The organism is Marinobacter nauticus (genome assembly GCF_003634635.1).
In the GTDB taxonomy this organism is placed as follows: Bacteria; Pseudomonadota; Gammaproteobacteria; order Pseudomonadales; family Oleiphilaceae; genus Marinobacter; species Marinobacter nauticus.
On record NZ_RBJB01000003.1, the window covers coordinates 730,515 to 751,680 of the forward strand.

Below are 21,166 nucleotides of genomic sequence, written 5' to 3' on the forward strand. Positions count from 1 at the left end.
CGGGCCAGTCAGACACTATGATAAAGGATATCGCCCTCTTTGGGGGCATTTTCATCTGGTTCGGGCTGCCCGTTTTCCGCGGGCAGCACGGCCTCTTCGGGTGTCTTCGGAGGTACATCTTCCTCAACCGGACTGTCTTCAGGCGCCCTATTCTGCGCCTCAGCAGACGCTGTAGGTTGCTGGCACCAGATAGCAGCACTGCCGTTGTCACACAGGTTGCCGAGTGAGAAAAGCGTGTACTGTAGCCCGATCCAGGCCGCCACAACAGGAAGCACCAGGCGCATGACCCAGAACCAGATTCTCCGGAACATAACCGGCGCATTGCCCAGAATGGTTGCCGCGAAGCGCCGGGTGATACACCAGCCGGCAAATGTGGCAATGAGAATAGCCACCGCCGGTATCACAATGCCACCGGCGGCCAGTTCCAGCCATCGAAATACAGTGGCACCGCCTATGCGGTAATCGGCCCACAGATTGAAGGAGAACAGGGAAGCCAGCCCGGCGAACCAGACTGCAAGCCCGACAATGACCGCAGACCAGCCCCGAGGCGCCCCGGTCCACTCCCGGAACCATCCCACCACCGGTTCGAGCAGAGACAACCCCGTCGCCCAGACAATCAGCACCACCAGCAGGAAAACCGACGCGATCACCACCTGACTGTAGGGTAAGCCTGATAGCGCGACCGGCAGGGAAACAAAAAGCAGGCTGAAACCCCGTTCACCCTCAAGGCTGCTACCGTCCGCTGCAACTGAAAACATCATCAATCCGGCCATGATGGCGACCAGGGTGTCCATCAACACCACAGCCAGTATTGAGCGTTTCAGGCGGGTATGGCTGGTGGAATAGGCGCCAAATATTGCCCACACCCCCATTCCGAGACCCAAGGTATAAAAAGCATGGAAGAACGCTGCCTTGATACTGGCCGCTGTTACCTGCTCCGGCCGCATCACCAGAACGTGATCTATCCCGGACTGCAAGCTCCCCCGCATTGCTGCCAGCCCGAACAGCACCAACATCAACAGCAGGGTGCAGGGTACGATCATGCGCATCGATCGCTCCAGGCCCTTGACCACCCCGCGGGCCGAAACCGCAACCACAAGAATCACGAAGAAAACATGCCAGGCCATAAACTGCCGATAGTGGCCCGGGTCCGACACCAGCTCCGACAGAATAGCAGTTGCTGAGGCCGCCGAAGCACCCTCGAAACGGTCAGTTGCACCGAAAAAGATGTAAGCCAGAACAATACCGCCAAAAACAGCGGTAAAGGAGAGCACCACGAACGCCGCAAGAATGCTTAGCGGCCCCGCCAGTCGCCAGAACGGTGAGCAGCCAGCGTTTTTCACCATACCGTCCATGGCCAGCACAATCCCATGCCGGGCATGACGGCCAATCACAGCCTCCGTCACCATCAGCGGCAGGGTAACAATCAGCAGACAGGCCAGGTACAGCAAGATAAACAAGCCGCCGCCGTGGATACTGGCCAGATAGGGAAACTGCCACAGATTGGCCAGGCCGACCGTGGCACCCACAGAAGCCCAGAAAAAGGTGGATTTTCGGGTAAACGACCCTATTGACGTCTGGTACTTGCGCAGCATTACTTCCCCAGGCAGTGACGAGCGCATCATTGTAGCCGAAGCAAGCCAGCAGGAACGACACTAAACCCGAGCCAGACGGCGAATCCGTGACCCTTCTTGCACTCCTGCGCTACAATGCGCGCTTTGCTGGCGTACCGACAAGACCAGCATCGTCATTCTTCCGATCCCGGACAGGATTCATGAGCAAGAAGAAAGCAAACGCCCCAACCAGCAACACCATCGCCCTGAACAAGAAGGCGAAGCACGAATACCATATTGAGGAGCGCTTCGAGGCTGGCCTGGCCCTGCTTGGCTGGGAAGTGAAGTCGTTGCGTGCCGGTAAGGCACAACTGGTTGACGCCTATGTACTGCTGAAGGACGGCGAGGCCTGGCTGTTGGGCTCCCACATCACGCCTCTGAACACCGCCTCTACCCATGTGATTGCGGACCCGACCCGCACCCGCAAACTGCTGCTGCACGCCAAGGAAATCGCCAAGATTGTCGGCCAGGTGAATCAGGCGGGTTACACCTGCATTCCCCTCGCCCTGTACTGGAAAAAGAACAAGGTAAAATGCGAGATCGCCCTGGTGAAGGGTAAGAAGCTGTTCGACAAGCGCGCTACAGAGAAAGAACGCGACTGGAACCGCCAGAAACAGCGCATCATGCGCGAGGCCAACACCTGACACCAAAACTGTGTCGCATATGCACCCTCTTTGCTGATCTCAAAAAGCCTCCTATACTTTTAGGCCTTTCGTCAGTTGGCCCCGATGGCAGTACCAGGCGGCCCGGACTCCGGCACAGAGCATAGGGAGGGCTTATGTCAGCAAAACGGACGGCCATGACCTCGGTCGATCGCTCCTGGTTACGCATGGATACCCCGGAAAATCCCATGATGATTTCCGCGGTACTGGCCTTTGAACAACCCATTCCACTCAAGCGACTCAAGCGCACCCTGGAAGAACGTTTCCTGAAATTCCGGCGCTTTCGGCAACGCATCGTTGACAAAGGTGACAAGGTCTACTGGGAAGACGACCCCCTGTTCGATCTGGACAACCACCTGCACACCATCGCTCTGCCGGGAAACGCCGGCAAGCGAGAGCTTCAGGCCCTGGCCAGTGATTTCAACAGCACCGCTCTCGATTTCCGCCGGCCACTCTGGCAAATACACTACATCGACAACTATGAGCACGGCTGCGCCCTGTTAATCAGGATTCACCACTGTATTGCCGATGGCATTTCACTGGTGCGGGTACTGCTTTCCCTGACCGATCGCACTCCTGAACCCAGGCTAGAGCGCGTTGCACACCCAAAGCTAACCGCAAAACCCAACGGCACACCCGCCAGCCGGTTCCTGCACCGGATTGTGGACAACACTCAGGCGGCCTGGGGACAAGCCAACCTGTTCGTTGATTCCATCCGCAAAGAGCCTGACTACCCGCTGAAGCTGGCCACCACTGCCGGCGGTATTGTTATGGACCTGGCCAAGCTGGGGCTCGCCCCCTTCGAGCCGAAAACCAGCCTGAAAAGCCCGCTGCTGGGCCGCAAACAAGTGGCCTGGGCCGAGCCCCTTGAACTGGAAACCGTGAAACAGTGCGCGCGGACACTGGGCGGAACCGTCAACGACGTATTGCTTTGCGCCGCGACCGGTGCGCTGACCCGGCATTTTACGGAGCACGGCCAGAGTATTCCGGACTGCGGCATTCGGGTTGCCGTTCCTTTCAACCTGAGGCCACTGGACCAGCCCATCGAAACCCTCGGCAATCAGTTTGGCCTGGTGCTGGTGTGCCTGCCTGTTGAGGTAACGGATCCGATCATGTGTTTCCGCCAGGTTCAGGAAAACATGAACCGGCTCAAACGGTCATACCAGGCCCAGGTAACCTATAGCCTGCTGGACCTGTTTGGCCGCGGCCCGGACATTCTCGAACGCCGGGCACTGGACCTGCTCAGCAACAAGGCCTCAGCAGTTCTGACCAACGTTCCCGGACCACGCCATGCGGTTTACCTGGCGGGCAGCAAACTGGTTCAACCCATGTTCTGGGTCCCCCAGAGCGGCAACATAGGTATAGGCATGAGCATTTTCAGTTACGCTGGCACGGTACAGTTCGGCATAACCGTCGACAAAGGCATCAAAGCCGACCCGGGCGAGGTGATGGATTATTTCCGTGACAGCTTCGAGAACCTGCATCAGGCTGCACTCGAGAAAGCCGACGCCGGCGGTTTTCGCCAGGCCTCCTAGGCTCACCAAAGCCAGCGGTAGGTACAAATAGTAACGCCGTTACACAAAGAACCCTTGAAGTCTGGCAATCCGGACACATATACTGAACTAACAAGGGGACGACTTGGCTTCGACGCCGGTGACGAACCCTTGGGTGCATGCCGAGATGGCAGCGAATCTCGTAAATCCAAAGCTGCAACGTAATAGTCGCAAACGACGAAAACTACGCACTGGCGGCGTAAGCCGTTCCAGTCGTCCTGGCTGAGGCGCCTATAACTCAGTAGCAACATCCCAGGACGTCATCGCTTATAGGCTGCTCCGTTCACCAGAGCTCACTGGTGTTCGGCTAAGATTAAAGAGCTCGCCTCTTGCACCCTGACCTTCGGGTCGCTTGAGGTTAAATCAATAGAAGGACACTAAGCATGTAGACCTCAAGGCCTAGTGCTGGCGGACGCGGGTTCAATTCCCGCCGTCTCCACCACCTTGCAAGAGAAAAGCCCCTGATTTCAGGGGCTTTTTTCGTTGTAGAGCTGCCAAAACTCTGCGAAGTGTCAACCAAACGTCAACCATTATTTTTGCAGCTCAAACGTCAATAAGCCTGCACGTTTCCCGTTGATCATCACTTTACATTCCGGAGCGGGGATAAATAGCGCTGGCTGGATGCAATCGATCGTTACCGGTTCACCGTGGTAGAGAAAATAATACTCACCAGTGTAATCCGGGCTTACAGGCGCCTTCAGTACCAGCTCATCCCGGATAAAAACCTCCATGTAAGTACTCGTCGAGCTCGCCGAAAACCCACCACCCTGAATCCTAGTCACATTGGCAGAAACATCGCCATATTGCTCAGCATCGTTAACAGTTTGGTATTCAGAGTCGAACTTAAAAGTAGATGCACAACCTGAAACGATCACCGTAGCTAAAAGCGCTAAACTTACCTTAAACATCTCAACTCCATTGATCATTAGCCTAAAAGGGCAATGCTGTCGAAAGCACCACGTGGCAAAGCAACTTTATACATGAACCTAAAGCTCGAATATATTGATCGATAAAGAAACGAACGTCTATGTACCAGTAATCAAAGGCTTAAACCTGACAGCATCTTCCAGATGGTCCGGTGAAAGATGGGCGTACCTCATTGTCATAGCGATGGACGAATGTCCCAGAATCCGCTTCAAGGTCAAAATATCCCCACCGTTCATAATAAAGTGACTGGCAAATGTGTGACGAAGGATGTGCGCGCATTGGCCCTGGGGCAACTTCACCCCTGACCGTTCAACGGCTCGCCTGAATGCAGAAATCGTCGAGGTGCCGAAGCTGCCGTGTTCCTCCAGGTGTGCCTTGAGCGTTTCAAAGAGATCCTTTGAAATTGGAACCGATCGTTTCTTGCCGGATTTCGTTTGATCGTAGGTGACGCGGTATGGCTTGAGTCGATCCAGAGTCAGGCCTTCGGCCTCTGACCACCTAGCGCCGGTTTCCAGGGAAAGACGAGCCACCAGGAAAGCGTGCGGATTGGTGGTTCTCTCCTTCAGCTCGATAAAGATTGCCCGAATTTGATCGTGATCGAGATACCCCATTTCCCGTTCCTGGATCTTAATCGGCCGGATCTTGCTGAACGGATTGGCGTAGCTGATTTCTCCGGTGCGGTGCAGCTCGTTGAATACGGCGTTGAGATAGCCCAGATCGTTGTTGCAGGTTTTGGGCGAGATCCCGTCTTCGATTCGCAAGGCACGGTAAACCAGGTAATCGTTGGCTGTAAGCTTTGAGGCCATTGGATTACCGAACGATTCTGCAATTCGTTTCAGGTGCCGATACCGGCGCTCCCCATCCCGCAGGTATTTGCCGTGTGCCAGGTACCAGGTTTCCAGGACGTCCAGGAGCTTGCGCCGGTCTTTTTTCAGCTGGGGAATTGGTGTTCCAGAATCATGCTGGCTCAATACCCAACGCTCGAAGCGCTGTGCCTCGGTTTTTGAATCAAAGGATTTCCGGACACGCTTCTGCCCTCTTCCACCTGGCTGGATGTCTACCTGCCATCGTCCCGATGGTAGCTTTTTGATCATGCCGCCACCTTGGTTAACAGTCGTCGTTTGGTGAGTCCGTCCTGGACGAGCTGGAAGAGCTCGTTTTCGTAGATCTCCCGCCTTCGGTAGTAGTTACACAAGTCTTCCCAGAGTCCGGATTTCTTGAGGCAATCCCAGGCCTGCCTGGCGTTGAATCGGTTGCGTGCATAGATGCTCAGGAGATTGCCGAAGGCGAGAGATACGTTCTTTTCGTTGCCGCAACCGGGTTCCTTTTTTGCGCGTTTGTAGAGCAGATCGGGGGCGCTGTAGCCGAAGCCAATATCATCGCGGAGCTTGGTCCAGATGGGGTGGCACCACTCCCGTTTGACCTCATAGCGGTTGGATTTGAGAGCGTACTGCCACAGGCCGGTCAGGTGCGGTACCGCGTCCATGAAGGTGTAGATGGGTTTCATGCCGCTGGTGCCCTGGGAGATCTCGTTGACGATGCGGTGATGGAAGCGGATTTCCAGGCGCCAGACCGGAATGGTTGGGTCATAACAGGTGTCCGGGAAGGTGTCTTCGTTGACCGCACATTCCCAGATGGATTCCATGAAGGCGCGTTTGTCGCTGACGTCGATTTCTTTGGATTTGTCGTAGATGCACACCTGCAGGCTGTTGGCTTTGCCGAAGGTGTAGGTTTCGCCTCGTCCGTTGATGGTTGCGCCGTCCAGGCCTTTGAATACCAGGTCACTGAGGCCGTTGTGGACGGTGATGGTTTTGGCCCTTGTCACGAAGTGTTGGGCGAAGTCCTGGGGTGGTTCCCAGCCCTGGAAGTCGACCGCTAAGTGGAGGGCGATACCTACAGGTCTGATGCCTTTCAGGAAGAACATGCCCCACTCGGCGAGTTCGTCGTGGATTTCCTGGCTGGAACGTTCGTACAGCCATCGGGGGGAGGTTTCGATTTTGACGTGTGTGCCCTGGGAGTCGGCTTCGGCGTAGAAGTTCTGTATCAGGATGGTGAGGCCGTATTCCCGATTCTGCAGGATGTACTTGAAGCCACCTCGTCTACCGGACTGGACTTTGAAGTCTACGCCGTTGAATTGGATGGTGGCGTCATAGCTTTCGTTGTAGGCATCCACGATCTGGGCCAGGGGTTCGGGTTTCAGTCGGCCTTCGAACAGTTGGCGGACGGTATCGACACCGGTCCACAGGACGTTGACGTTCTGCAGGTTCACTTGCTGACCTTCCGGGCCGATGAACAGATCCCCTTTTCCGATTTCCCCGGTTCGGATGTCCATGCGTTCAAAGTCTTTGATTTTCATCTGTGGCCTTCTGTGGTTGTCTGTGGTGGAAAATCAACTGGCGTTGTTTTCTATGAGACGTGTTACAGGGACGTCTCTGCCCGGCGCCGGCGGCGCGCTCGCTCCTCGCGCATCGTCGCTAGCGCGCCGCCGGCGCCGGTTCCTGGGCTTGTGTCATTAAGGGCGGGAAGACCGCCGGTTCTATCGTTGGCCTGGGGTCGGGTGGAAGCACTCGCAGGCGTTGGCAATACAAGTCCTGGACGCGCTCCCCTTCCCACCACAGCTGGCCGTGGCAGTTTCGGATGTAGAGGACTTTGTAGCCGTAGCTGGCCAGGTCACGCTGGGTTAGCGCGAATTCGCCTTGTGGGTCTTTGCCCTGGAACAGGTACAGGCGGTTGAAGCTGCCAGCGATGCGCAGTTCCACATCTGCAAAGGGATGCGGGAGGCTTTCCCGGCGGGGTGGGTCTACAGGACGCTGAGGCGTGCCACCAGGCGGATGGCTGCCCCCATCAGTACCATCAGGGTGAACGCCACCATCAGGCGGAACGCTCGTATCAGGCACCACTTCAGCGCCTTTCTGGCGGTTCGTTTCGCGCTCGACAATTTCGAACATCGCGTAGGTGAGATACGAGAAAGAGCAGACGATAATGACAGCGACCATACGGAGCTTTTTATCTTTAAGGATTGAATGGCCCCCAACCACCCCTTTGGCCTTGCCGGTTTTGGTCGACTGGTAGCATTGGAAGACCCGAAGGTCGACCTTGTATTCTTTTGGGACACCGATGCTATGGGAGGCAGCTTTTCCGCTGTTCTCTGGGTCATGTTCTAGTTCCCTCCAGCTGTTCTTTTTCCAGGGCACCAGGTGCCCCATTTGCCAGTGCCGGAACGCTTGCTGGGCACTCTGACGGATTTCTTTGTGGATCTTTCCGATGTTCGGGGTGCAAAGGAACAGATCCCAGTTGTAGTGCCGGTGCATATCGAAGGCTAAGAGGACGTCCGCCGGTCGGTTGTCGCGTTGGGCGGCTTCTTTGCCGCCGGGGTAGTCCAGGTGTTCGATCTTGAAGTCCCGTCGTGCCGCGGGGTACACGGCCTGGGCCTCATCGAGGACGATCAACGCGCCGATCGGGGCCCAGTGGAACCATCGTGCGGCGTATTCGAGGGCGTCCCGGGTTTCGGTTTCGAGGTTGATGATTCTCGATTCCGGGCCGCAGGTGACGCCGAAGGCTTCTTCCACCCGTTCGATGGAGTCCAGGCCCCGGATGTTGGTGACGACGCAGCGGCCATCGGGATAGTCGCTGTCTTCACCGGTCAGAGCAGGAATAACGTAGCGCTGGACGACGCCGGCGGATTTGTAGGAGCCCGGCGGGCCGTGGTGGATGTTGATGGTCATTTCAGCACTCCCATGACGTAGCGGGTCAGGTGGGCGTTGAGGATGATGTTCAGGGCTTCGGGGATGCGGAAAAAGGTCACCGCGCCCATCACTTCGGAGTCGATGGCGCCCCAATACTGGTTGATGGTGCCGGAGATGTTGAGCTGGTTAAGCACTTCCTGGGCGACCTGCCAGGAGAAGCCGACAAAGTAGATTTTGGCTTTGGTTATCCAGATGACGTACCAGGCGGAGAGTTTGACCAGGGCGTCGTCCAGGAAGGCGGGGATGCTTTCGAAGAAGGCCCAGATTGAATCGAAGAAGGTGGCGATGAATTCCATCAGTCTTTGGCTCCCATGATGATGCCCAGGGCAACGAAGGCGGCGGCGAAGACGATGACGGAGCCCACGATGGAGAGGGCGTTGGCCCATTTCGAGAGTCCCGCGTTCACTTCCACGCCCCAGACGGTGAAGGTGTGATCCTGTAAGGTGCCCTGGCCGGTGAATGACCCGAAGGAGGAGGCCATTTCGGCGCGGATGTTGGCGATGAGGTTTTCGTATTCGCCCTGGATGGCGTTGAGTTCTTCCAGGCCGTCGCCGATCTTGAGATCGATGGGGTCACCGCTCCAGTTAATGGGGGTTTCCTGTTCACCATCGCCCCCATCCCCACTGCCATTTCCTCCACCACCACCGCCCCCTCCGGGGATGTTGCCGATGGCGTCGGTGATGGCTTTAGTGCCATCTTTGATCTGTTTGCCGATGCCTTTGAGGGTTTCGTTGATGTTGTCGGTGTTGGTGTTGCCTCGGCCCAGCAGTTTTTTGATGTCCTGGAGCTGGCCGGTGATGCCGGTGATGTCGCCCTGGCCGTCGCCGTCACTGTCGCCGTTGTTGGGGTCGTTGGGACCGCCGGGTTGGTCGTTGTCGCCGGGCTTTCTGAGCGGCAGGCAGGCGAAGCCGCCCCATTGATCTCGTTTGAGAACGTCGGTTCCGGAGCATTGCGGCGGGTTGTAGGCGTTGGGGAAGCAGGATTCGACGGTGGTGCCGTTTTTCTCGACGACGCCCCAGGTGTAGCCATCACCGAGGGCTTTGCAGTTGTTTTGTGGATCACCGCAGATGAGGACGGCTTCACCCCCGTAGCCAGCGACACCTTTAAAGTCGGGATGGTCGGGGCCGCATTCTGGCTGGTCGGGGTCTTCTTCCACCTGGTCGATGCAGTAGCCGTCGGCACCGATGCCCTGGCATTCGGGGACGCAATACGCGCCCTGTTCGGTTTGTACTTCGTACAGGCCTTCCAGCTGGCATTCGCCGGGTTCGCGGTTTCTCATGCATTGGGCCGGGGCGGTGACGGATGAACCGCTTTCGGGATCGTAGGCGCCGGTGGCCGGGATATAGCCTTCGGAACAGACGCCACATTCAGCGCCATCCGGGACGCCGCCTTCGTGGGTTTGATGCGCGCAGGGCTCTAACGGGGTGGCAACAACACGAGCGCCACCACGCCAGACGTAATAGGTGATGCCCTGTTCAACAAAGCGGACTTCTTTTGGGTCGCTGAATTGTTGAATGGTGCAGTTCATTTCTGGATAGCGCATTTCGCACTGAGGAATGTAGGCCTGGGCCTGTTCGGCAATCTGTGAGCCGGGCGAATCACCACAGCCGCCTTGAGAGGTGCAGTTTTTACTGCCTGTCTTTGACCAGTGGACAATCTGGCCTTCCTGGAGCGGCGGAAAGCCGGCGTGGGCTTTGTCGACCAGGCCGATGATCAGCAGGCCGAATAGCAGGAGGCTGAGCCAGGTGTGGATGTTTTGTTTCATGGCGCACCAATGTAAAAGGGCCGGAATCCGGCCCTTACACAGTCCGGTAGCCGGACACGAAACAGCCTGTCCAGAGACAGGCTATTAGGATGCTCGTCAGCATTACCGACGAATCAGGGACACAACGATGCCCAGGCCCATCACCAGGGCTGCGATGCCGATGACGGCAGCCGCGGCGGCGCTGGTGTTGGTGGTGGCATCGCCTTGGGCGGCGGTGATTTCGGAGGTGTAGTCTGCGGCGTGTACCACTGCTGCGGTGCCGAAGGCTGCCACCATGGTGCCCACTTGTGCGGCGCGTTTGCCGAAGCGGGAGCGGGCCATGGCCCAGGTGCTACCGTTGTTTTGCTTTTCCATTTCGATGACTTCGTTCATTTTGTGTACCTCAGGTTTTTCGCATGATTTGAACGGCTCTTCCGATTCCGACTCCGGTCACGAAGAGAGCCAGGGCTACCCCTGACACCAGCCCGATGATGCCGGGATCTGGTGCCAGGTATTCCTGGAACAGGACACCGATGTCCTGATAAGGAATGCTTTGTAAGGTGCCGGTGCATTGGATGCCCTGGGCGCCTTGTATCCATTGGCCATCACAGGTGATGACGTTCATGACCGATTCCCTTGCGGGTCTGCCGCGTCGATGTTGGTGATGGTGTCGGCGAGGTCTTCGGGGGTGTGTTCACCCCCGTGGTTCTCGCTAGCCAGGATCACCAGGGCGGGCAGCAGGAGCAGGAGAATCAGGCCGGGGTTCATGGGTTAGCCTTTACGCCGCCGGTTTCTTCGTCACGTCCTGGGGCTTCAGCTCCAGGGCCTTGAAGGTGACCTTGCCGCCCTGCCCGGCTTTCATCTGGGCTTTGACGGTGAACATCGCCGGCAGGCGGTCAGCGTGGTTTCTGAGTTGGTCGATGTGCTTGTAATCGCAGGCGATTTTCATCACTTCGTTGCCGACTCGGTTTTCATCATTAGCTTCAGCAGGTGCATAAGCCCACAGGGAGCCGCCTTTGTTGCCGTCGATGTCGTAGCGGGTGGCGCCGATGACCATCAGGTTCAGGTGGTTTTCCATGGTGTTTGTCCTCTTGGTTTCGTTTGGGTGTTGCTGTTTCTGGGTTTGCTGTTTGTCTTCCGTTTTCCTTTGAGGAATCAGGAAGGGTGTTGAATCTGGTTTGCGACCCCTTCGGGGCGGGCTCTACTCGCTGCGCTCCTGGACACTAAGGTGTCCACCCTTACGGGTGACGATCCCTGTCGCCTGCCGCACTCCGTTTGCCGCCTTTGCTCATGGCTCGGAATCAAGGGGCGGGCGTCCTCCCCCGGCATCCTCACCACTCCTTCTGCGCACTGTGGGCCACTCACTGACCGCCACAAGGCCAGGGGGCCTTTGGCCCTGGCGCTGCGCGCCAGCCTTGCAGCGCTCACTGAGCACCCCCCTTTTCGTGCGCGAGTGGTGACGATGACGGGGGCGGACTCGATGGCTTTTCAGGGGGTTTGGCCTGTTTGCCAAAGTTCGGGCAGCCGGCCTCTAGCCAGGCGCGCAGGACGGAACCTCCGAGGGTCCAGAGGTCGGTGCCACGCTGGATGGCTTCCTGCTGCAGTTGCAGGTAGATGGAGGACGGGGCACACACGTAGAAACGGCGCTCTTTGTCTTCTACCTGGTCTTTTCTCGGCGGTATGTGGGTCATGGTTGGGTCTCCGTGACGTTGGGTAAGTCCAGTTGGCCGCAGTCCCAGGCGTCCCTCAGTTGGATGAGGCGATCAAACGCCGGGCTGTGGTAGCCGCTGGCTTCCAGTTCCTGGATCAGGGCGTCGGTGAAGCCGGCTTTGCAGCGGGCCATGTAGTCGCACGGGTAGTCGGTGCGCACCTCCTGCAGGTGGCTCAGCCGCTGCAGGAGGTTGGATAAAAGGCCTTCCAGGGTGGCTGGGGTGAGTGCAGAGGACGGGCGCGGGCCCTGGAAGGCAAAACTGGCGGCTTTGATGGCCGGTGACAGGGTCATGCCGTGCCCTGGCTTCTGGTATCGGGTCTTGATCATTGGATGCTGGCCTCCATGCGGACGGTGTGCATGAACGGGCTGATCGACCGGGACTGCGCGTAGGTGATGAAGGCAGATTCGGCCAGCTTGGCGTAGGCACAGAGCACGTTATCCAGCTGTTCGAAGGCGGCCATCATGCCCTGGATCTTGATCAGGCACTCGAAAGAGGTTTCCCGGTCGCCGTTGTCCAGCAGCTGGATGGCGACGTTGAACAGGGTTCGGATCTGGTGCTTTTTGAGTTCGCGGATGGCAGGTGTCATGCGGCGGCCCTCAGTGCGGTGCAGGCCTGCCCCACTGCCCAGGCGTTAAAGTCGCGGGTGTCGTCCTGGAGCATGAATTCGCCCCAGGCGATGCTCAGGCGGATGCCGTACCAGTAGAGGTCGGAGTCGATGCCCATGTAGGAAGCGGCCATGTCGGAGACCTGACTGGCGCGGTAGGTGGCCAGTTCGTAGTCGCCAGTGCTCCAGGCTTCGCAGGCTTGGTGGAAACGCAGGCGCATGTTGGTTTTCTTCTGGTTGCGAACGTCCGGAGTCATACAAAGACCTCCAGGCGCACGCCTTTGTAAACCTGACCAGGAAGAGCACCAACAGTGAAGAGCTGTTCGCGGCGGAGTACCACAGTACGAGGAAGGACACCTTTACATTCCTGGTAGTAGTCCAGGTAGGCGTCCAGCTTGGAACGGATCTTCAGGGACTTGGCGTTGTCATTGAAGCGGACGGCGTCGCCTTTAACCGGTTCGTGCTCAATATAAGGAGAGACAAACGACCAACCGGCAGCACCGTTAACAGGGTCACCACCCACTGCCATCCATTGGCGACCAGAGGCGCTGACCGCAATTGTTCCAGGAGCAACCATACGCGCAGGGCCAAGCCGATCTGCAGAGGCAACTAACTTACCGCCACTGAAGAACCAGACACCTGGAACCGCACAGCCACCTTTCTGACGCAGATCGACAAACGTTCTGACAGCTTCCCCGGCTTTATTCAGACGCTTCATTGCCAGTCCTCCTGATCCAGTGCGCGCTGCGACAGGGCGGCGATGTTCACCATCCTCACGCGGCCAATCTTGAGTGACGGCAGGTGGCCTTTTTCGATCTGGCCCCTTACCTGCCCTTCCGTGAGCCCGGTGAGCTGGGCGTAGCGCTCCTGGCTCATTACCGGCGTGGCTATCAGAATGATCTGTTTTTGCTCGTCCACTGTTTTGCACTCTGCTACACTGATTTACACACTTAATTATGGTGACCTTATTTTTGGGTACACCTTTATTCTGAGTATACTTAGAGCTGAGTACATGTCAAGCCAGCTGGCGAATAAACTAAGAAAAATCCGTGAGGCCGAAACGAGCGGCAGAGCGGAGTTCTGCGACATCATCGGAATAGCGAAGAAGACACTGGAAGGAATTGAGCAGACAGGTCGCGTGCCAAAAGGAGACCTTCTAGAAAAGGTTTGTCAGACTTGGCCGAAATACACGCTTTGGCTTATGACAGGTTCAACCGATCCAGAATGCGGTCAGGTCGATCCAGACACAGAGATTGCTAGAAGAGAGAACTGCCTGAAAACAGGATAGGTTTCTGCCTGGCTGCACGTATCGCCCAGGCTTGGTATGGAAACCGACGAGGGGAACCACAAGAACAAAAGGGCTGGCCGTCGTAGTGTGTGGTGGCGGCTTCAGGCAAATGGATACTTGTTCAATAATCAGTGAAGAACAGTGAAAACTAACATTCCCGAGAATCGGCTCAAACTAGCGCCTAGATCTAGCTACCAGAAAGCCTGATACGAGCCTTCCTTAAAGAGCTTAGCTTATTTTGATAACCTTTCTAGCCCTCGGGCCTTTAGGCATGTTTTCTATTTCAAACTCGACTTTATCCCCTTCGACTAGCACTCTATCTCTTGTTAGAATATCGTCGTAGAAAACAAAAACATCCTTTCCGGACTCTCTACGAATAAAGCCAAATCCCTTAATAGAATCGAAAGTACGCACAACACCAAAAAAACTTTCCTTAAAACTCAAAGCCAATACTCCCTTTTATTAGGCACATTTGGATGGGCACTTTTCAGCATGCTTCTTAAGGCCTTAGACCGCCCCTTGTTCGTCCTAGAAAGCAACCCCAACTTGTAATAAAGCTTATTAATTCTAGAAATATCTCCAGATTTATAGGTGTGGTTCCGCCTCAACTTTGCAATTTTTTGAACGTCAGCTGCAATTTTTTGCTCCTCTAGAGCATCAATTGTCGGGAGAATAAGCCCCAAACGACGCCGAAGTTCTTTAGACTGATGGTGCCCTAACCTCGTCATCTTCGCCACTTGACCAGAAACGTAATTCCAGAATTTATGATAAGAAGGATCACACGAGCTGGCTTGATATTTCTTTTCACATTCAAAGACAAGTTGACGAATATATCTCCGCTCGGACTTCCTCAGTTTTGGCTTTGCATGGCCTACCCATAACCCAGTCACGTCATAGGTATAAGCATGAGACCCTTTAATATAAACCTTTATCTTATCTGAACGAGGCTTAAGATCGTACTTTTTGAAAAGGGCAATAACTCTTTCAATATACTCTTGAGTCGATTCCGCTGACGGCCGATCATTTGTCGATAACGTGACATCATCTAACAACCGACTATAAACAACGCCCCTTTGCCTAAAGTACGAAACGACATGATATTCGGAATTGTGAAAGACTAAATTAGCGACGTATGAAGAAGTACAAGCACCTTGGGGAACTCGCCCCCTCAAACAAACTAGCTTCGTGAGCAGCATCGAAACTTCATCAGGAAATTTAAATAAATACTTAAAAACATCAAAAACATAATCAGATTTTATATTTCCGTAGAAGTTTTTAATATCTAAAACAATCAGACATTGAGAGTTAGCATGGATCTTTGCGTTCTCAACATAATCACGCTTGGACTGATCATCACTTATTCCTCCTTGGAGATAAAGAGGAAATCTAACAGCTTCAAAGATTCGATCATTTATTCTCTTCTGTATCTTCTTTAATTCGTACTTTGGCTCATAGACTGTACGAATCTTCCCAGACTTAGACACAATATTAAAGGATGTATAAGAGGAATTTGCTTTTTCTGCGAAGTCTAATAAAAGCTTGGGGTGGACGCCTAAAGTTTTAGCTAATGCGTCGAGGGAACCAATAGGTTTGTGAGGATAATAGGGTTTGTCCACTACACATCCTTGTTTTCAGATAGAAGCAAAAAGAGGGGAGTCGGCAGTTATCCCATGAACATCCATTTAATAAACGTCACGATCAACAACCACCCAAGCTTAACGGCTGGAAACCCATACCGCTTTCGCTTTGTACCCGAGTCAACTTGCATTTCATCCTTCCCTTTCTTCTCAGTCAGGTCAGGACCGTTCTCGTTACCACTGATTGATACTTGCACTTCTAGCTTTAAATAGACCATAAGGTCCTCCGTATTTTAGTAGGTTTATGCTCACGTAGAGCGCCAGACCAAACTTCAACGGAACAGGAATTAAATGATTGACTTCGGGTAGACTCCACTCTCTTACGCCAGACAACCGTCGACGAGCCGCCCGTGGGTGCCTGAAGCCGCGCGATGGGGCTCAGAACGGGGCGAACAAGTTCCCGGGAGGCCGGTCATGATCCTTTCGGATCGCCTAGAGGCTTCGACTTCCTGCCTAAACAAGTATCATCAACTAATAAAGAACAGCAAACGGGCGAATGACACCCGCACGGCAAATCTATTAAAAAAAAGGCAAGAGTGTCAACCAAAAGATGTAAAACATTTATAAAATCAACGGGCCATCCTGTATAGAGCATGCGGGAAAGAACTAGGCAATAGCCTAAAACAACAAGGTAGGCCTACTGGAAATGCATCACAGTCATTATCCCGCAAAAAACGAACAAACTAACCCTGCTCAATCCGCTGTAAAACTTGAAGGCACTCGTGGGTGACAGGCGATTCTATGAGTTCTAACAGCAGCGGTTGCCGGATTCGGGTTTCGAGTAAGTCCTGGAATGGGTCCGTGTTGGTCAGGCTTGGCTCCAGCCACATGTCGAAATCTTCCCGGTTGAGCATGAGAGGTATGCTTTTCGGGTGGATGCGGCTGAACTTGGGGTGTGGTGGCAGGGTGTCGCAGACCTCTCCCTGCAGTCACACCACTATGCAGGTGTCGCGCTTGCCTGGCATCCCTGCCGGCGATGAGCCCCGGTCTTCCTGACCAATCGGCTCACTGCCAGTGTACCGTTACACGCTGTTACGTTTAGGCGTCTTGTCTTAATCAGGCGTGAGACTTTTCCTACATTGCCCTTTCTGTGAGGCCGGTTAATCCGGTTCGATTCGTTCTGCCTGGCCGGTTTGCTCCAGGGTGGCGGGTGATCTTATGGGTTCTATCAGGAGGGGTTGCCGGATTCGGGTTTTGAGTAAGTCCTGGAATGGGTCTGTGTTGGTCAGGCTTGGGTCCAGCCACATGTCGAAGTCTTCCCGGTTGAGCATGAGCGGGATGCTTTTCGGGTGGATGTGGCTGAACCTGGGGTGTGGTGGCAGGGTGATGATGGTGAACGACGGTACCACTTCTTCCTGGAAGTCCCACAGCTCATACAGGCCGGCAAAGGCAATGGCGCTGTCGGCCGGATGGATGTTGTAGCACTGTTTGTGGCCTTTCTCGCCTGTCCATTCATGGAAGCCGCTGGCCGGTATGATGGCGCGCTGACTGTGAAACCGTTTCTTCCAGAGTGGGCTGGTGCCCAGGCTGCCCGATCGGGCGTTGAAGGTGCTGTACTTTGACGATGGGCGGTAGCCGGTGCCGTCTGGTTTGCGTTCTATGAGCAGTGACCAGATGGCGTCCTGTAGGGTGCGGCTCTGGTGGGTTTCGTAGACGATCTGGGCTTTGGCTCCGGGGGCGATGTTAACGCGGGGCTCTATCCGGAGCGGGATGCCGAGTTCGTCCAGGAGGCCCTGGACTAAGGGGTCATCGGATACGTTGAATCGGCCGCACATGGTTTGCCTCCTTCATTATTGACTCAAATAGCTCTGCAACCTTGTACAAGCCATATCCCGATAGGCTCGGCTTTTGGGGTCGTTGTCTTTTTGATACTGCGTTCTCCAAAAATTGCAGTTTTCACGGGCCCCGGCAATAGCTGCCTGTTTTTGCTGTGCCTGCCGCTCTTTCCACTTCCGGTCTGCAGCTAGTTGACGCTCCCTTTCTTTACGCGCCTGGATCTCCTGGGGCGTAGGTGGCGGTGGCGTTGTTATCTGAGGAAACTCGATTTTGGGGCCACTGGACATCCTGCGCTCAAACTCATCACCAAGGGCGTCCATAAAGACGAAGAAGACGAGCCACCCGATGATGGTCACGATGACCCAGGAGACAATATTGGCAACCAGAACCGCAGAGAACATTTTGAACCAGGACATTTTTCACTCCTTTGAATCGGTACTGGAAAGACTACCCAAAGCTATCGTTAGCTAGCAACTGAGGCTCGAATTTCGTTCGCCCAAAACCATGGATCTTTTTTTAGCTCTTTTTTTAGGTCTATTTTTTGGTATAATTTTTTTGTGCCGCCGAAATTAAGGGCAACATGATGAAGAAGCCGCTGAAACGATACGAAACACAAAGCGGCAATAAAACCAGCACGAAGGATCACGGCACAGGAGAACCTTTAATGAGAAGCCTATTTGCGAGGCTTGCGGCCACCATTTCGGAGCTTAAGGCTAATCCGAATGAGGTGCTCAACCAGGCTAATGGCGAACCGATTGTGATCCTGAGTCACAACAAGCCGAGAGCCTATATGGTGCCTGTCGAGACATTCGAACAGATGCAAGAGCAGCTTGAGGATTACCGGTTACTCCAGGAGGCTCGCAAGCGTATGGATGATGAATCAATACCGGTGAGCATCAATGAGCTACGAGCTGGAATTCAAGAAAAAAGCGCTCAAGGAGTGGAACAAACTTAACCCTACTGTTCAGGCAGAATTTCTGAACATTCTGGAACGCCGCCTGGTGAATCCGAGGGTCCCAAAGCATCAACTGAAGGGATCTTCGGATTTCTACAAAATCAAACTGAGATCCCAGGGCTTTCGCCTGGTCTACCATGTAGACGATGGCAAAGTGGTTGTCACTGTGATCACAGTTGGCCGTAGAGATACCGTTTACAAGTCCTTCTAGGTGTCCACGAAGTGTCAACGCAACTGCGGTTTTGAGTGGTTCTGTGTGGAATGCCGTTTTTGTAAGTGGCTGTTTTATGGGCTATTGTGGTTTTCTGTGGGCTAATAAACAGGCGCGGCATCGGGTTCAATTCCCGCCGTCTCCACCACCTTGCAAGAGAAAAGCCCCTGATTTCAGGGGCTTTTTTCGTTTATCCCCCACTAAAAAGCAAAGGAATGTCCACAAAAAGAAAAAATGTGCTTCGAAAGCTGTGGGATTCAAACTGCTAGCCAGAGTCTATCTCAGCAATAACTATCCCGGTCGGCCCTTTATATGCGGGTGATTAATCCGTTTCAATTCGTTCTGCCTGACCGGTTTGCTCCAGGGCCGCAGGTGATCTTATGGGTTCTACCAGAAGTGGTTGCCGGATTCGGGTTTTGAGCAAGTCCTGGAATGGATCTGTGTTGGTCAGGTTTGGGTCCAGCCACATGTCGAAGTCTTCCCGATTGAGCATGAGCGGTATGCTTTTCGAGTGGATATGACTGAACCTGGGGTGTGGTGGCAGGGTGATGATAGTGAACGACGGTACCACTTCTTCCTGGAAGTCCCACAGTTCATACAGGCCGGCAAAGGCTATGGCGCTGTCGGCCGGGTGGATGTTGTAGCCCTGTTTGTGGCCTTTCTCGCCTGTCCATTCATGGAAGCCGCTGGCCGGTATGATGGCGCGCTGACTGTGAAACCGCTTCTTCCAGAGTGGGCTGGTGCCCAGGCTGCCCGATCGGGCGTTGAAGGTGCTGTACTTTGACGATGGGCGGTAGCCGGTGCCGTCTGGTTTCCGTTCTATGAGCAATGACCAGATGGCGTCCTGCAGGATGCGGCCCTGGTGGGTTTCATAGACGATCTGGGCTTTGACTCCGGGGGCGATGTTAACGCGGGGTTCTATCCGGAGCGGGATGCCGAGTTCGTCCAGGAGGCCCTGGACTAAGGGGTCGTCGGATACGTTGAATCGGCCGCACATGGTGTTTGCGCCTCCTCAATGAATGTACCTACAGGTTTATAGTGAAGGCTACCCCACTACTGCAAGGTTATTTCCGCAGGCATTCCCAGGAGTATTTGTTGCTGACCTTTCGGCGCTCACCTCGCCAGTAGGTCATGTAGCTACCATCACCGCCAGACCTGAGTTTGGCATCATAGTAGTCGATCTTTTCCTGAAGCCTTTTGCAGTAGGCTTCGTGTTGACGATTGTCATTGTTTGCCTGTTGCGATTGCCTGGTGTTGCTCTGCTGGCTTGTGGTCTGACGCTGGGGAGCGGTAGCAAGGCTTATAACTCGGTTTACATCGCTTCCACTGAGCCTTTCGTACCTGTTGCAGGCCGCATCCCGGAAGCCTTTACTGCGGTCTGTACCGTCTTTCCGGTATTCGTTGTTCCAAAACCTGCAGGTGTTCAGTGTCGTCTGGATAGCATGGCGATCCGGTTTGTTATCTGTTGTTTTTGACGCTGGCTTTGGCTGCACGGGTGCGGGTTCTTGCGGTGACGGCGTGATGTCTATGGACGTCATACGTCTTACCCTGGGATCGTTCCATTCTTTGATCTGGGTTTGATGGTAGGCAGATACCAACGGCGATATGTCATAGCCCAGGTGGCGCATGAAGGCCTGGCCCTGGTCTGAGATCAGCATTGCAAATGCTATGGCAATGAAAGCGAGCGTTATCAGGTTGGCAACGAATACGGCGACGACTATTCCCAGGAACCTCAAAACCAACTCCTTTGATTAGGACAGCAGGGACAATTCAGAAAGGTAGCTTACTTAACGCTCATTGGCCATAGGTGTCCACAGAGTGTCGACGCAACTGCGGTTTCGAGTGGTTCTATGTGGAATGCCATTTTTGTAAGTAGCTGTTTTATCGGCTATTGTGGTTCACTGTGGGCCAATAAACAGGTGCGGCATCGGGTTCAATTCCAGTAGCACCTTCGCAGCACTCTGGAAAAGGAAGCCAACCATGAACCAGCCAAACGACCCGGAAAGCCTGACAGAGCTGGTCGCCAGAATACGGGACCATACCCGGAATCAGGATCGGGTATCAGTCGGGGATCTGATGACCGCAGTGGGTGAGCGCTCTTTTGGCCCGCTGGTCCTGCTGGCCGGCTTGGTAACGGTGGCGCCGCTTATTGGCGACATTCCCGGCGTACCCACCTTACTGGGCTTGCTGGTTCTGCTCACCTTGGGGCAGTTGCTGTTCCAGCGCCGCTCAGTCTGGATTCCCTCCCGTTTATCGAACCGCCATATTTCAAAACAGACACTGTTTAAGGGCCTGCAATGGGCAGACAAACCTGCGGCATTTGTCGATCACTGGACCCGGCGGCGCTTGCCCTGCTTGGTTTCCGGGGCTGGCCAGTATCTGATGGCACTGATTTGCATGGCGGTGGCCGCTGCCATGCCGATGATGGAACTTATCCCCTTCAGTGCCAATGGCGGTGGCCTGGCGCTGATGGCGTTCGGGCTGTCCATTGTCGCCCGGGACGGGCTGCTGGCTCTGGTTGCCATCGCCACTAGCGTTGGCACCGGCTGGTTGGTGATTACAAACCTGCCCTGGTAGGCGAACTGTCAAAAGACCTGTCACCATTTGATACAAAGCTGATGACGAATCGCTGAGCATAAAGCTGCTATTATTGCTACATAACCTTTTGATCGCTGGCGCCTTGTTTCATTTCTCAGAGCACCAATCGTGACAGCAAGCTCAGCAAGGAGCTTTCATCT

General features: G+C 54.8%; 29 protein-coding genes and 1 other RNA gene. 7 read left to right on the top strand and 23 right to left on the bottom strand.

The genetic code is table 11. From position 1 onward, the window contains the following. Positions 1–8: 8 nt before the first annotated feature. On the bottom strand, positions 9–1,595 hold the full coding sequence (locus C7436_RS09345; RefSeq protein WP_121207604.1) for a sodium-dependent transporter: 1,587 nt from the start codon (positions 1,593–1,595) through the stop codon (positions 9–11). Positions 1,596–1,774: 179 nt separating this feature from the next. Here C7436_RS09345 and smpB point away from each other — a divergent pair, with 179 nt between their 5' ends. From smpB to ssrA, 3 genes are all read left to right on the top strand, one after another. Continuing rightward, positions 1,775–2,257 carry an SsrA-binding protein SmpB gene (gene smpB, locus C7436_RS09350; RefSeq protein WP_011786782.1) on the top strand — a complete coding sequence of 161 codons (483 nt, stop codon included), beginning with the start codon at positions 1,775–1,777 and terminating at the stop codon, positions 2,255–2,257. A gap of 134 nt (positions 2,258–2,391) precedes the next feature. After that, positions 2,392–3,810 (top strand): WS/DGAT/MGAT family O-acyltransferase, encoded by a 1,419-nt coding sequence (locus tag C7436_RS09355; protein ID WP_121207606.1) that lies wholly within the window; start codon positions 2,392–2,394, stop codon positions 3,808–3,810. Between the two features lie 94 nt (positions 3,811–3,904). After that, positions 3,905–4,270, top strand: a transfer-messenger RNA (tmRNA) gene (gene ssrA / locus C7436_RS09360). A gap of 88 nt (positions 4,271–4,358) precedes the next feature. Here the strand turns inward: ssrA and C7436_RS09365 are convergent. From C7436_RS09365 to C7436_RS09435, 16 genes are all read right to left on the bottom strand, one after another. Then, on the bottom strand, positions 4,359–4,736 hold the full coding sequence (locus C7436_RS09365; RefSeq protein WP_121207608.1) for a hypothetical protein: 378 nt from the start codon (positions 4,734–4,736) through the stop codon (positions 4,359–4,361). A 117-nt stretch (positions 4,737–4,853) separates the two neighbouring features. Further along, positions 4,854–5,849, bottom strand: a complete 996-nt coding sequence (locus tag C7436_RS09370) for a phage integrase (protein ID WP_121207610.1) — start codon at positions 5,847–5,849, stop codon at positions 4,854–4,856. Continuing rightward, positions 5,846–7,111: a hypothetical protein gene (locus tag C7436_RS09375; RefSeq protein ID WP_121207612.1), complete on the bottom strand. Its 1,266-nt coding sequence runs from the start codon at positions 7,109–7,111 to the stop codon at positions 5,846–5,848. Before C7436_RS09375 ends, C7436_RS09370 begins: the two co-directional genes overlap by 4 nt. Before the next feature lie 118 nt (positions 7,112–7,229). Beyond that, positions 7,230–8,480: a zonular occludens toxin family protein gene (locus C7436_RS09380; RefSeq protein WP_121207614.1), complete on the bottom strand. Its 1,251-nt coding sequence runs from the start codon at positions 8,478–8,480 to the stop codon at positions 7,230–7,232. Beyond that, positions 8,477–8,797: a DUF2523 family protein gene (locus tag C7436_RS09385; RefSeq protein WP_158595263.1), complete on the bottom strand. Its 321-nt coding sequence runs from the start codon at positions 8,795–8,797 to the stop codon at positions 8,477–8,479. The genes C7436_RS09380 and C7436_RS09385 overlap by 4 nt, the downstream gene beginning before the upstream one ends. Further along, the gene (locus C7436_RS09390) at positions 8,797–10,266 is read right to left on the bottom strand and encodes a hypothetical protein (protein ID WP_121207616.1); all 1,470 of its coding nucleotides are present in this window, start codon (positions 10,264–10,266) and stop codon (positions 8,797–8,799) included. Before C7436_RS09390 ends, C7436_RS09385 begins: the two co-directional genes overlap by 1 nt. A 102-nt stretch (positions 10,267–10,368) precedes the next feature. Next, the gene (locus tag C7436_RS09395; protein ID WP_121207618.1) at positions 10,369–10,638 is read right to left on the bottom strand and encodes a hypothetical protein; all 270 of its coding nucleotides are present in this window, start codon (positions 10,636–10,638) and stop codon (positions 10,369–10,371) included. Positions 10,639–10,648: 10 nt separating this feature from the next. Beyond that, positions 10,649–10,870 carry a hypothetical protein gene (locus tag C7436_RS09400; RefSeq protein ID WP_121207620.1) on the bottom strand — a complete coding sequence of 74 codons (222 nt, stop codon included), beginning with the start codon at positions 10,868–10,870 and terminating at the stop codon, positions 10,649–10,651. Continuing rightward, positions 10,867–11,013 (bottom strand): hypothetical protein, encoded by a 147-nt coding sequence (locus C7436_RS18750; protein ID WP_158595264.1) that lies wholly within the window; start codon positions 11,011–11,013, stop codon positions 10,867–10,869. Before C7436_RS18750 ends, C7436_RS09400 begins: the two co-directional genes overlap by 4 nt. Positions 11,014–11,023: 10 nt before the next feature. Continuing rightward, entirely contained in the window at positions 11,024–11,323 is a 300-nt protein-coding gene (locus tag C7436_RS09405; RefSeq protein ID WP_014420433.1) for a hypothetical protein, read from the bottom strand. Between the two features lie 346 nt (positions 11,324–11,669). Further along, positions 11,670–11,936 carry a hypothetical protein gene (locus C7436_RS09410; RefSeq protein WP_121207621.1) on the bottom strand — a complete coding sequence of 89 codons (267 nt, stop codon included), beginning with the start codon at positions 11,934–11,936 and terminating at the stop codon, positions 11,670–11,672. Then, a complete protein-coding gene (locus C7436_RS09415; protein WP_121207623.1) occupies positions 11,933–12,283 on the bottom strand; it encodes a hypothetical protein in 351 nt (116 codons plus the stop codon). Before C7436_RS09415 ends, C7436_RS09410 begins: the two co-directional genes overlap by 4 nt. Continuing rightward, entirely contained in the window at positions 12,280–12,543 is a 264-nt protein-coding gene (locus C7436_RS09420) for a hypothetical protein (RefSeq protein ID WP_014420429.1), read from the bottom strand. Before C7436_RS09420 ends, C7436_RS09415 begins: the two co-directional genes overlap by 4 nt. Then, on the bottom strand, positions 12,540–12,818 hold the full coding sequence (locus tag C7436_RS09425; protein ID WP_121207624.1) for a hypothetical protein: 279 nt from the start codon (positions 12,816–12,818) through the stop codon (positions 12,540–12,542). Before C7436_RS09425 ends, C7436_RS09420 begins: the two co-directional genes overlap by 4 nt. Continuing rightward, on the bottom strand, positions 12,815–13,279 hold the full coding sequence (locus tag C7436_RS09430; RefSeq protein ID WP_121207626.1) for a hypothetical protein: 465 nt from the start codon (positions 13,277–13,279) through the stop codon (positions 12,815–12,817). Before C7436_RS09430 ends, C7436_RS09425 begins: the two co-directional genes overlap by 4 nt. Continuing rightward, positions 13,276–13,479 (bottom strand): hypothetical protein, encoded by a 204-nt coding sequence (locus C7436_RS09435; protein ID WP_014420425.1) that lies wholly within the window; start codon positions 13,477–13,479, stop codon positions 13,276–13,278. Before C7436_RS09435 ends, C7436_RS09430 begins: the two co-directional genes overlap by 4 nt. 94 nt (positions 13,480–13,573) lie before the next feature. Here C7436_RS09435 and C7436_RS09440 point away from each other — a divergent pair, with 94 nt between their 5' ends. Then, a complete protein-coding gene (locus tag C7436_RS09440) occupies positions 13,574–13,849 on the top strand; it encodes a helix-turn-helix domain-containing protein (protein ID WP_141068107.1) in 276 nt (91 codons plus the stop codon). 228 nt (positions 13,850–14,077) lie between these two features. Here the strand turns inward: C7436_RS09440 and C7436_RS09445 are convergent, their stop codons facing one another. From C7436_RS09445 to C7436_RS09470, 4 genes are all read right to left on the bottom strand, one after another. After that, on the bottom strand, positions 14,078–14,263 hold the full coding sequence (locus C7436_RS09445; RefSeq protein ID WP_322934342.1) for a retron Se72 family effector protein: 186 nt from the start codon (positions 14,261–14,263) through the stop codon (positions 14,078–14,080). A gap of 26 nt (positions 14,264–14,289) precedes the next feature. Beyond that, positions 14,290–15,465, bottom strand: a complete 1,176-nt coding sequence (locus C7436_RS09450; RefSeq protein ID WP_121207630.1) for a reverse transcriptase family protein — start codon at positions 15,463–15,465, stop codon at positions 14,290–14,292. 1,121 nt (positions 15,466–16,586) lie between these two features. Then, positions 16,587–17,261 (bottom strand): SOS response-associated peptidase, encoded by a 675-nt coding sequence (locus C7436_RS09465; RefSeq protein ID WP_121207634.1) that lies wholly within the window; start codon positions 17,259–17,261, stop codon positions 16,587–16,589. A 15-nt stretch (positions 17,262–17,276) separates the two neighbouring features. Continuing rightward, a complete protein-coding gene (locus C7436_RS09470) occupies positions 17,277–17,678 on the bottom strand; it encodes a hypothetical protein (protein ID WP_228198087.1) in 402 nt (133 codons plus the stop codon). 164 nt (positions 17,679–17,842) lie between these two features. On the opposite strand from C7436_RS09470, the gene C7436_RS09475 reads away from it, so the two are divergent. Both C7436_RS09475 and C7436_RS09480 read left to right on the top strand, forming a co-directional pair. Then, a complete protein-coding gene (locus tag C7436_RS09475) occupies positions 17,843–18,217 on the top strand; it encodes a type II toxin-antitoxin system Phd/YefM family antitoxin (RefSeq protein WP_228198088.1) in 375 nt (124 codons plus the stop codon). Further along, positions 18,162–18,428, top strand: coding sequence for a type II toxin-antitoxin system RelE family toxin (locus C7436_RS09480; protein ID WP_121207638.1), 267 nt, complete (start codon positions 18,162–18,164; stop codon positions 18,426–18,428). Before C7436_RS09475 ends, C7436_RS09480 begins: the two co-directional genes overlap by 56 nt. 322 nt (positions 18,429–18,750) lie before the next feature. Here the strand turns inward: C7436_RS09480 and C7436_RS09485 are convergent, their stop codons facing one another. Continuing rightward, complete coding sequence (locus C7436_RS09485) at positions 18,751–19,425, bottom strand: SOS response-associated peptidase (protein WP_121207640.1); 675 nt, start codon at positions 19,423–19,425, stop codon at positions 18,751–18,753. A 67-nt stretch (positions 19,426–19,492) separates the two neighbouring features. Further along, positions 19,493–20,164, bottom strand: coding sequence for a hypothetical protein (locus C7436_RS09490; protein ID WP_121207641.1), 672 nt, complete (start codon positions 20,162–20,164; stop codon positions 19,493–19,495). A 244-nt stretch (positions 20,165–20,408) separates the two neighbouring features. On the opposite strand from C7436_RS09490, the gene C7436_RS09495 reads away from it, so the two are divergent. Further along, complete coding sequence (locus C7436_RS09495; protein ID WP_121207643.1) at positions 20,409–21,005, top strand: exopolysaccharide biosynthesis protein; 597 nt, start codon at positions 20,409–20,411, stop codon at positions 21,003–21,005. Positions 21,006–21,166 lie beyond the last annotated feature (161 nt).

Coding starts and splice junctions, on each gene's coding strand:
- C7436_RS09345 (WP_121207604.1), bottom strand. CDS start 1,595: ATGCTGCGCAAGTACCAGACGTCAATAGGGTCGTTTACCCGAAAATCC.
- smpB (WP_011786782.1), top strand. CDS start 1,775: ATGAGCAAGAAGAAAGCAAACGCCCCAACCAGCAACACCATCGCCCTG.
- C7436_RS09355 (WP_121207606.1), top strand. CDS start 2,392: ATGTCAGCAAAACGGACGGCCATGACCTCGGTCGATCGCTCCTGGTTA.
- C7436_RS09365 (WP_121207608.1), bottom strand. CDS start 4,736: ATGTTTAAGGTAAGTTTAGCGCTTTTAGCTACGGTGATCGTTTCAGGT.
- C7436_RS09370 (WP_121207610.1), bottom strand. CDS start 5,849: ATGATCAAAAAGCTACCATCGGGACGATGGCAGGTAGACATCCAGCCA.
- C7436_RS09375 (WP_121207612.1), bottom strand. CDS start 7,111: ATGAAAATCAAAGACTTTGAACGCATGGACATCCGAACCGGGGAAATC.
- C7436_RS09380 (WP_121207614.1), bottom strand. CDS start 8,480: ATGACCATCAACATCCACCACGGCCCGCCGGGCTCCTACAAATCCGCC.
- C7436_RS09385 (WP_158595263.1), bottom strand. CDS start 8,797: ATGGAATTCATCGCCACCTTCTTCGATTCAATCTGGGCCTTCTTCGAA.
- C7436_RS09390 (WP_121207616.1), bottom strand. CDS start 10,266: ATGAAACAAAACATCCACACCTGGCTCAGCCTCCTGCTATTCGGCCTG.
- C7436_RS09395 (WP_121207618.1), bottom strand. CDS start 10,638: ATGAACGAAGTCATCGAAATGGAAAAGCAAAACAACGGTAGCACCTGG.
- C7436_RS09400 (WP_121207620.1), bottom strand. CDS start 10,870: ATGAACGTCATCACCTGTGATGGCCAATGGATACAAGGCGCCCAGGGC.
- C7436_RS18750 (WP_158595264.1), bottom strand. CDS start 11,013: ATGAACCCCGGCCTGATTCTCCTGCTCCTGCTGCCCGCCCTGGTGATC.
- C7436_RS09405 (WP_014420433.1), bottom strand. CDS start 11,323: ATGGAAAACCACCTGAACCTGATGGTCATCGGCGCCACCCGCTACGAC.
- C7436_RS09410 (WP_121207621.1), bottom strand. CDS start 11,936: ATGACCCACATACCGCCGAGAAAAGACCAGGTAGAAGACAAAGAGCGC.
- C7436_RS09415 (WP_121207623.1), bottom strand. CDS start 12,283: ATGATCAAGACCCGATACCAGAAGCCAGGGCACGGCATGACCCTGTCA.
- C7436_RS09420 (WP_014420429.1), bottom strand. CDS start 12,543: ATGACACCTGCCATCCGCGAACTCAAAAAGCACCAGATCCGAACCCTG.
- C7436_RS09425 (WP_121207624.1), bottom strand. CDS start 12,818: ATGACTCCGGACGTTCGCAACCAGAAGAAAACCAACATGCGCCTGCGT.
- C7436_RS09430 (WP_121207626.1), bottom strand. CDS start 13,279: ATGAAGCGTCTGAATAAAGCCGGGGAAGCTGTCAGAACGTTTGTCGAT.
- C7436_RS09440 (WP_141068107.1), top strand. CDS start 13,574: ATGTCAAGCCAGCTGGCGAATAAACTAAGAAAAATCCGTGAGGCCGAA.
- C7436_RS09465 (WP_121207634.1), bottom strand. CDS start 17,261: ATGTGCGGCCGATTCAACGTATCCGATGACCCCTTAGTCCAGGGCCTC.
- C7436_RS09470 (WP_228198087.1), bottom strand. CDS start 17,678: ATGTCCTGGTTCAAAATGTTCTCTGCGGTTCTGGTTGCCAATATTGTC.
- C7436_RS09475 (WP_228198088.1), top strand. CDS start 17,843: ATGATGAAGAAGCCGCTGAAACGATACGAAACACAAAGCGGCAATAAA.
- C7436_RS09480 (WP_121207638.1), top strand. CDS start 18,162: ATGAGCTACGAGCTGGAATTCAAGAAAAAAGCGCTCAAGGAGTGGAAC.
- C7436_RS09485 (WP_121207640.1), bottom strand. CDS start 19,425: ATGTGCGGCCGATTCAACGTATCCGACGACCCCTTAGTCCAGGGCCTC.
- C7436_RS09495 (WP_121207643.1), top strand. CDS start 20,409: ATGAACCAGCCAAACGACCCGGAAAGCCTGACAGAGCTGGTCGCCAGA.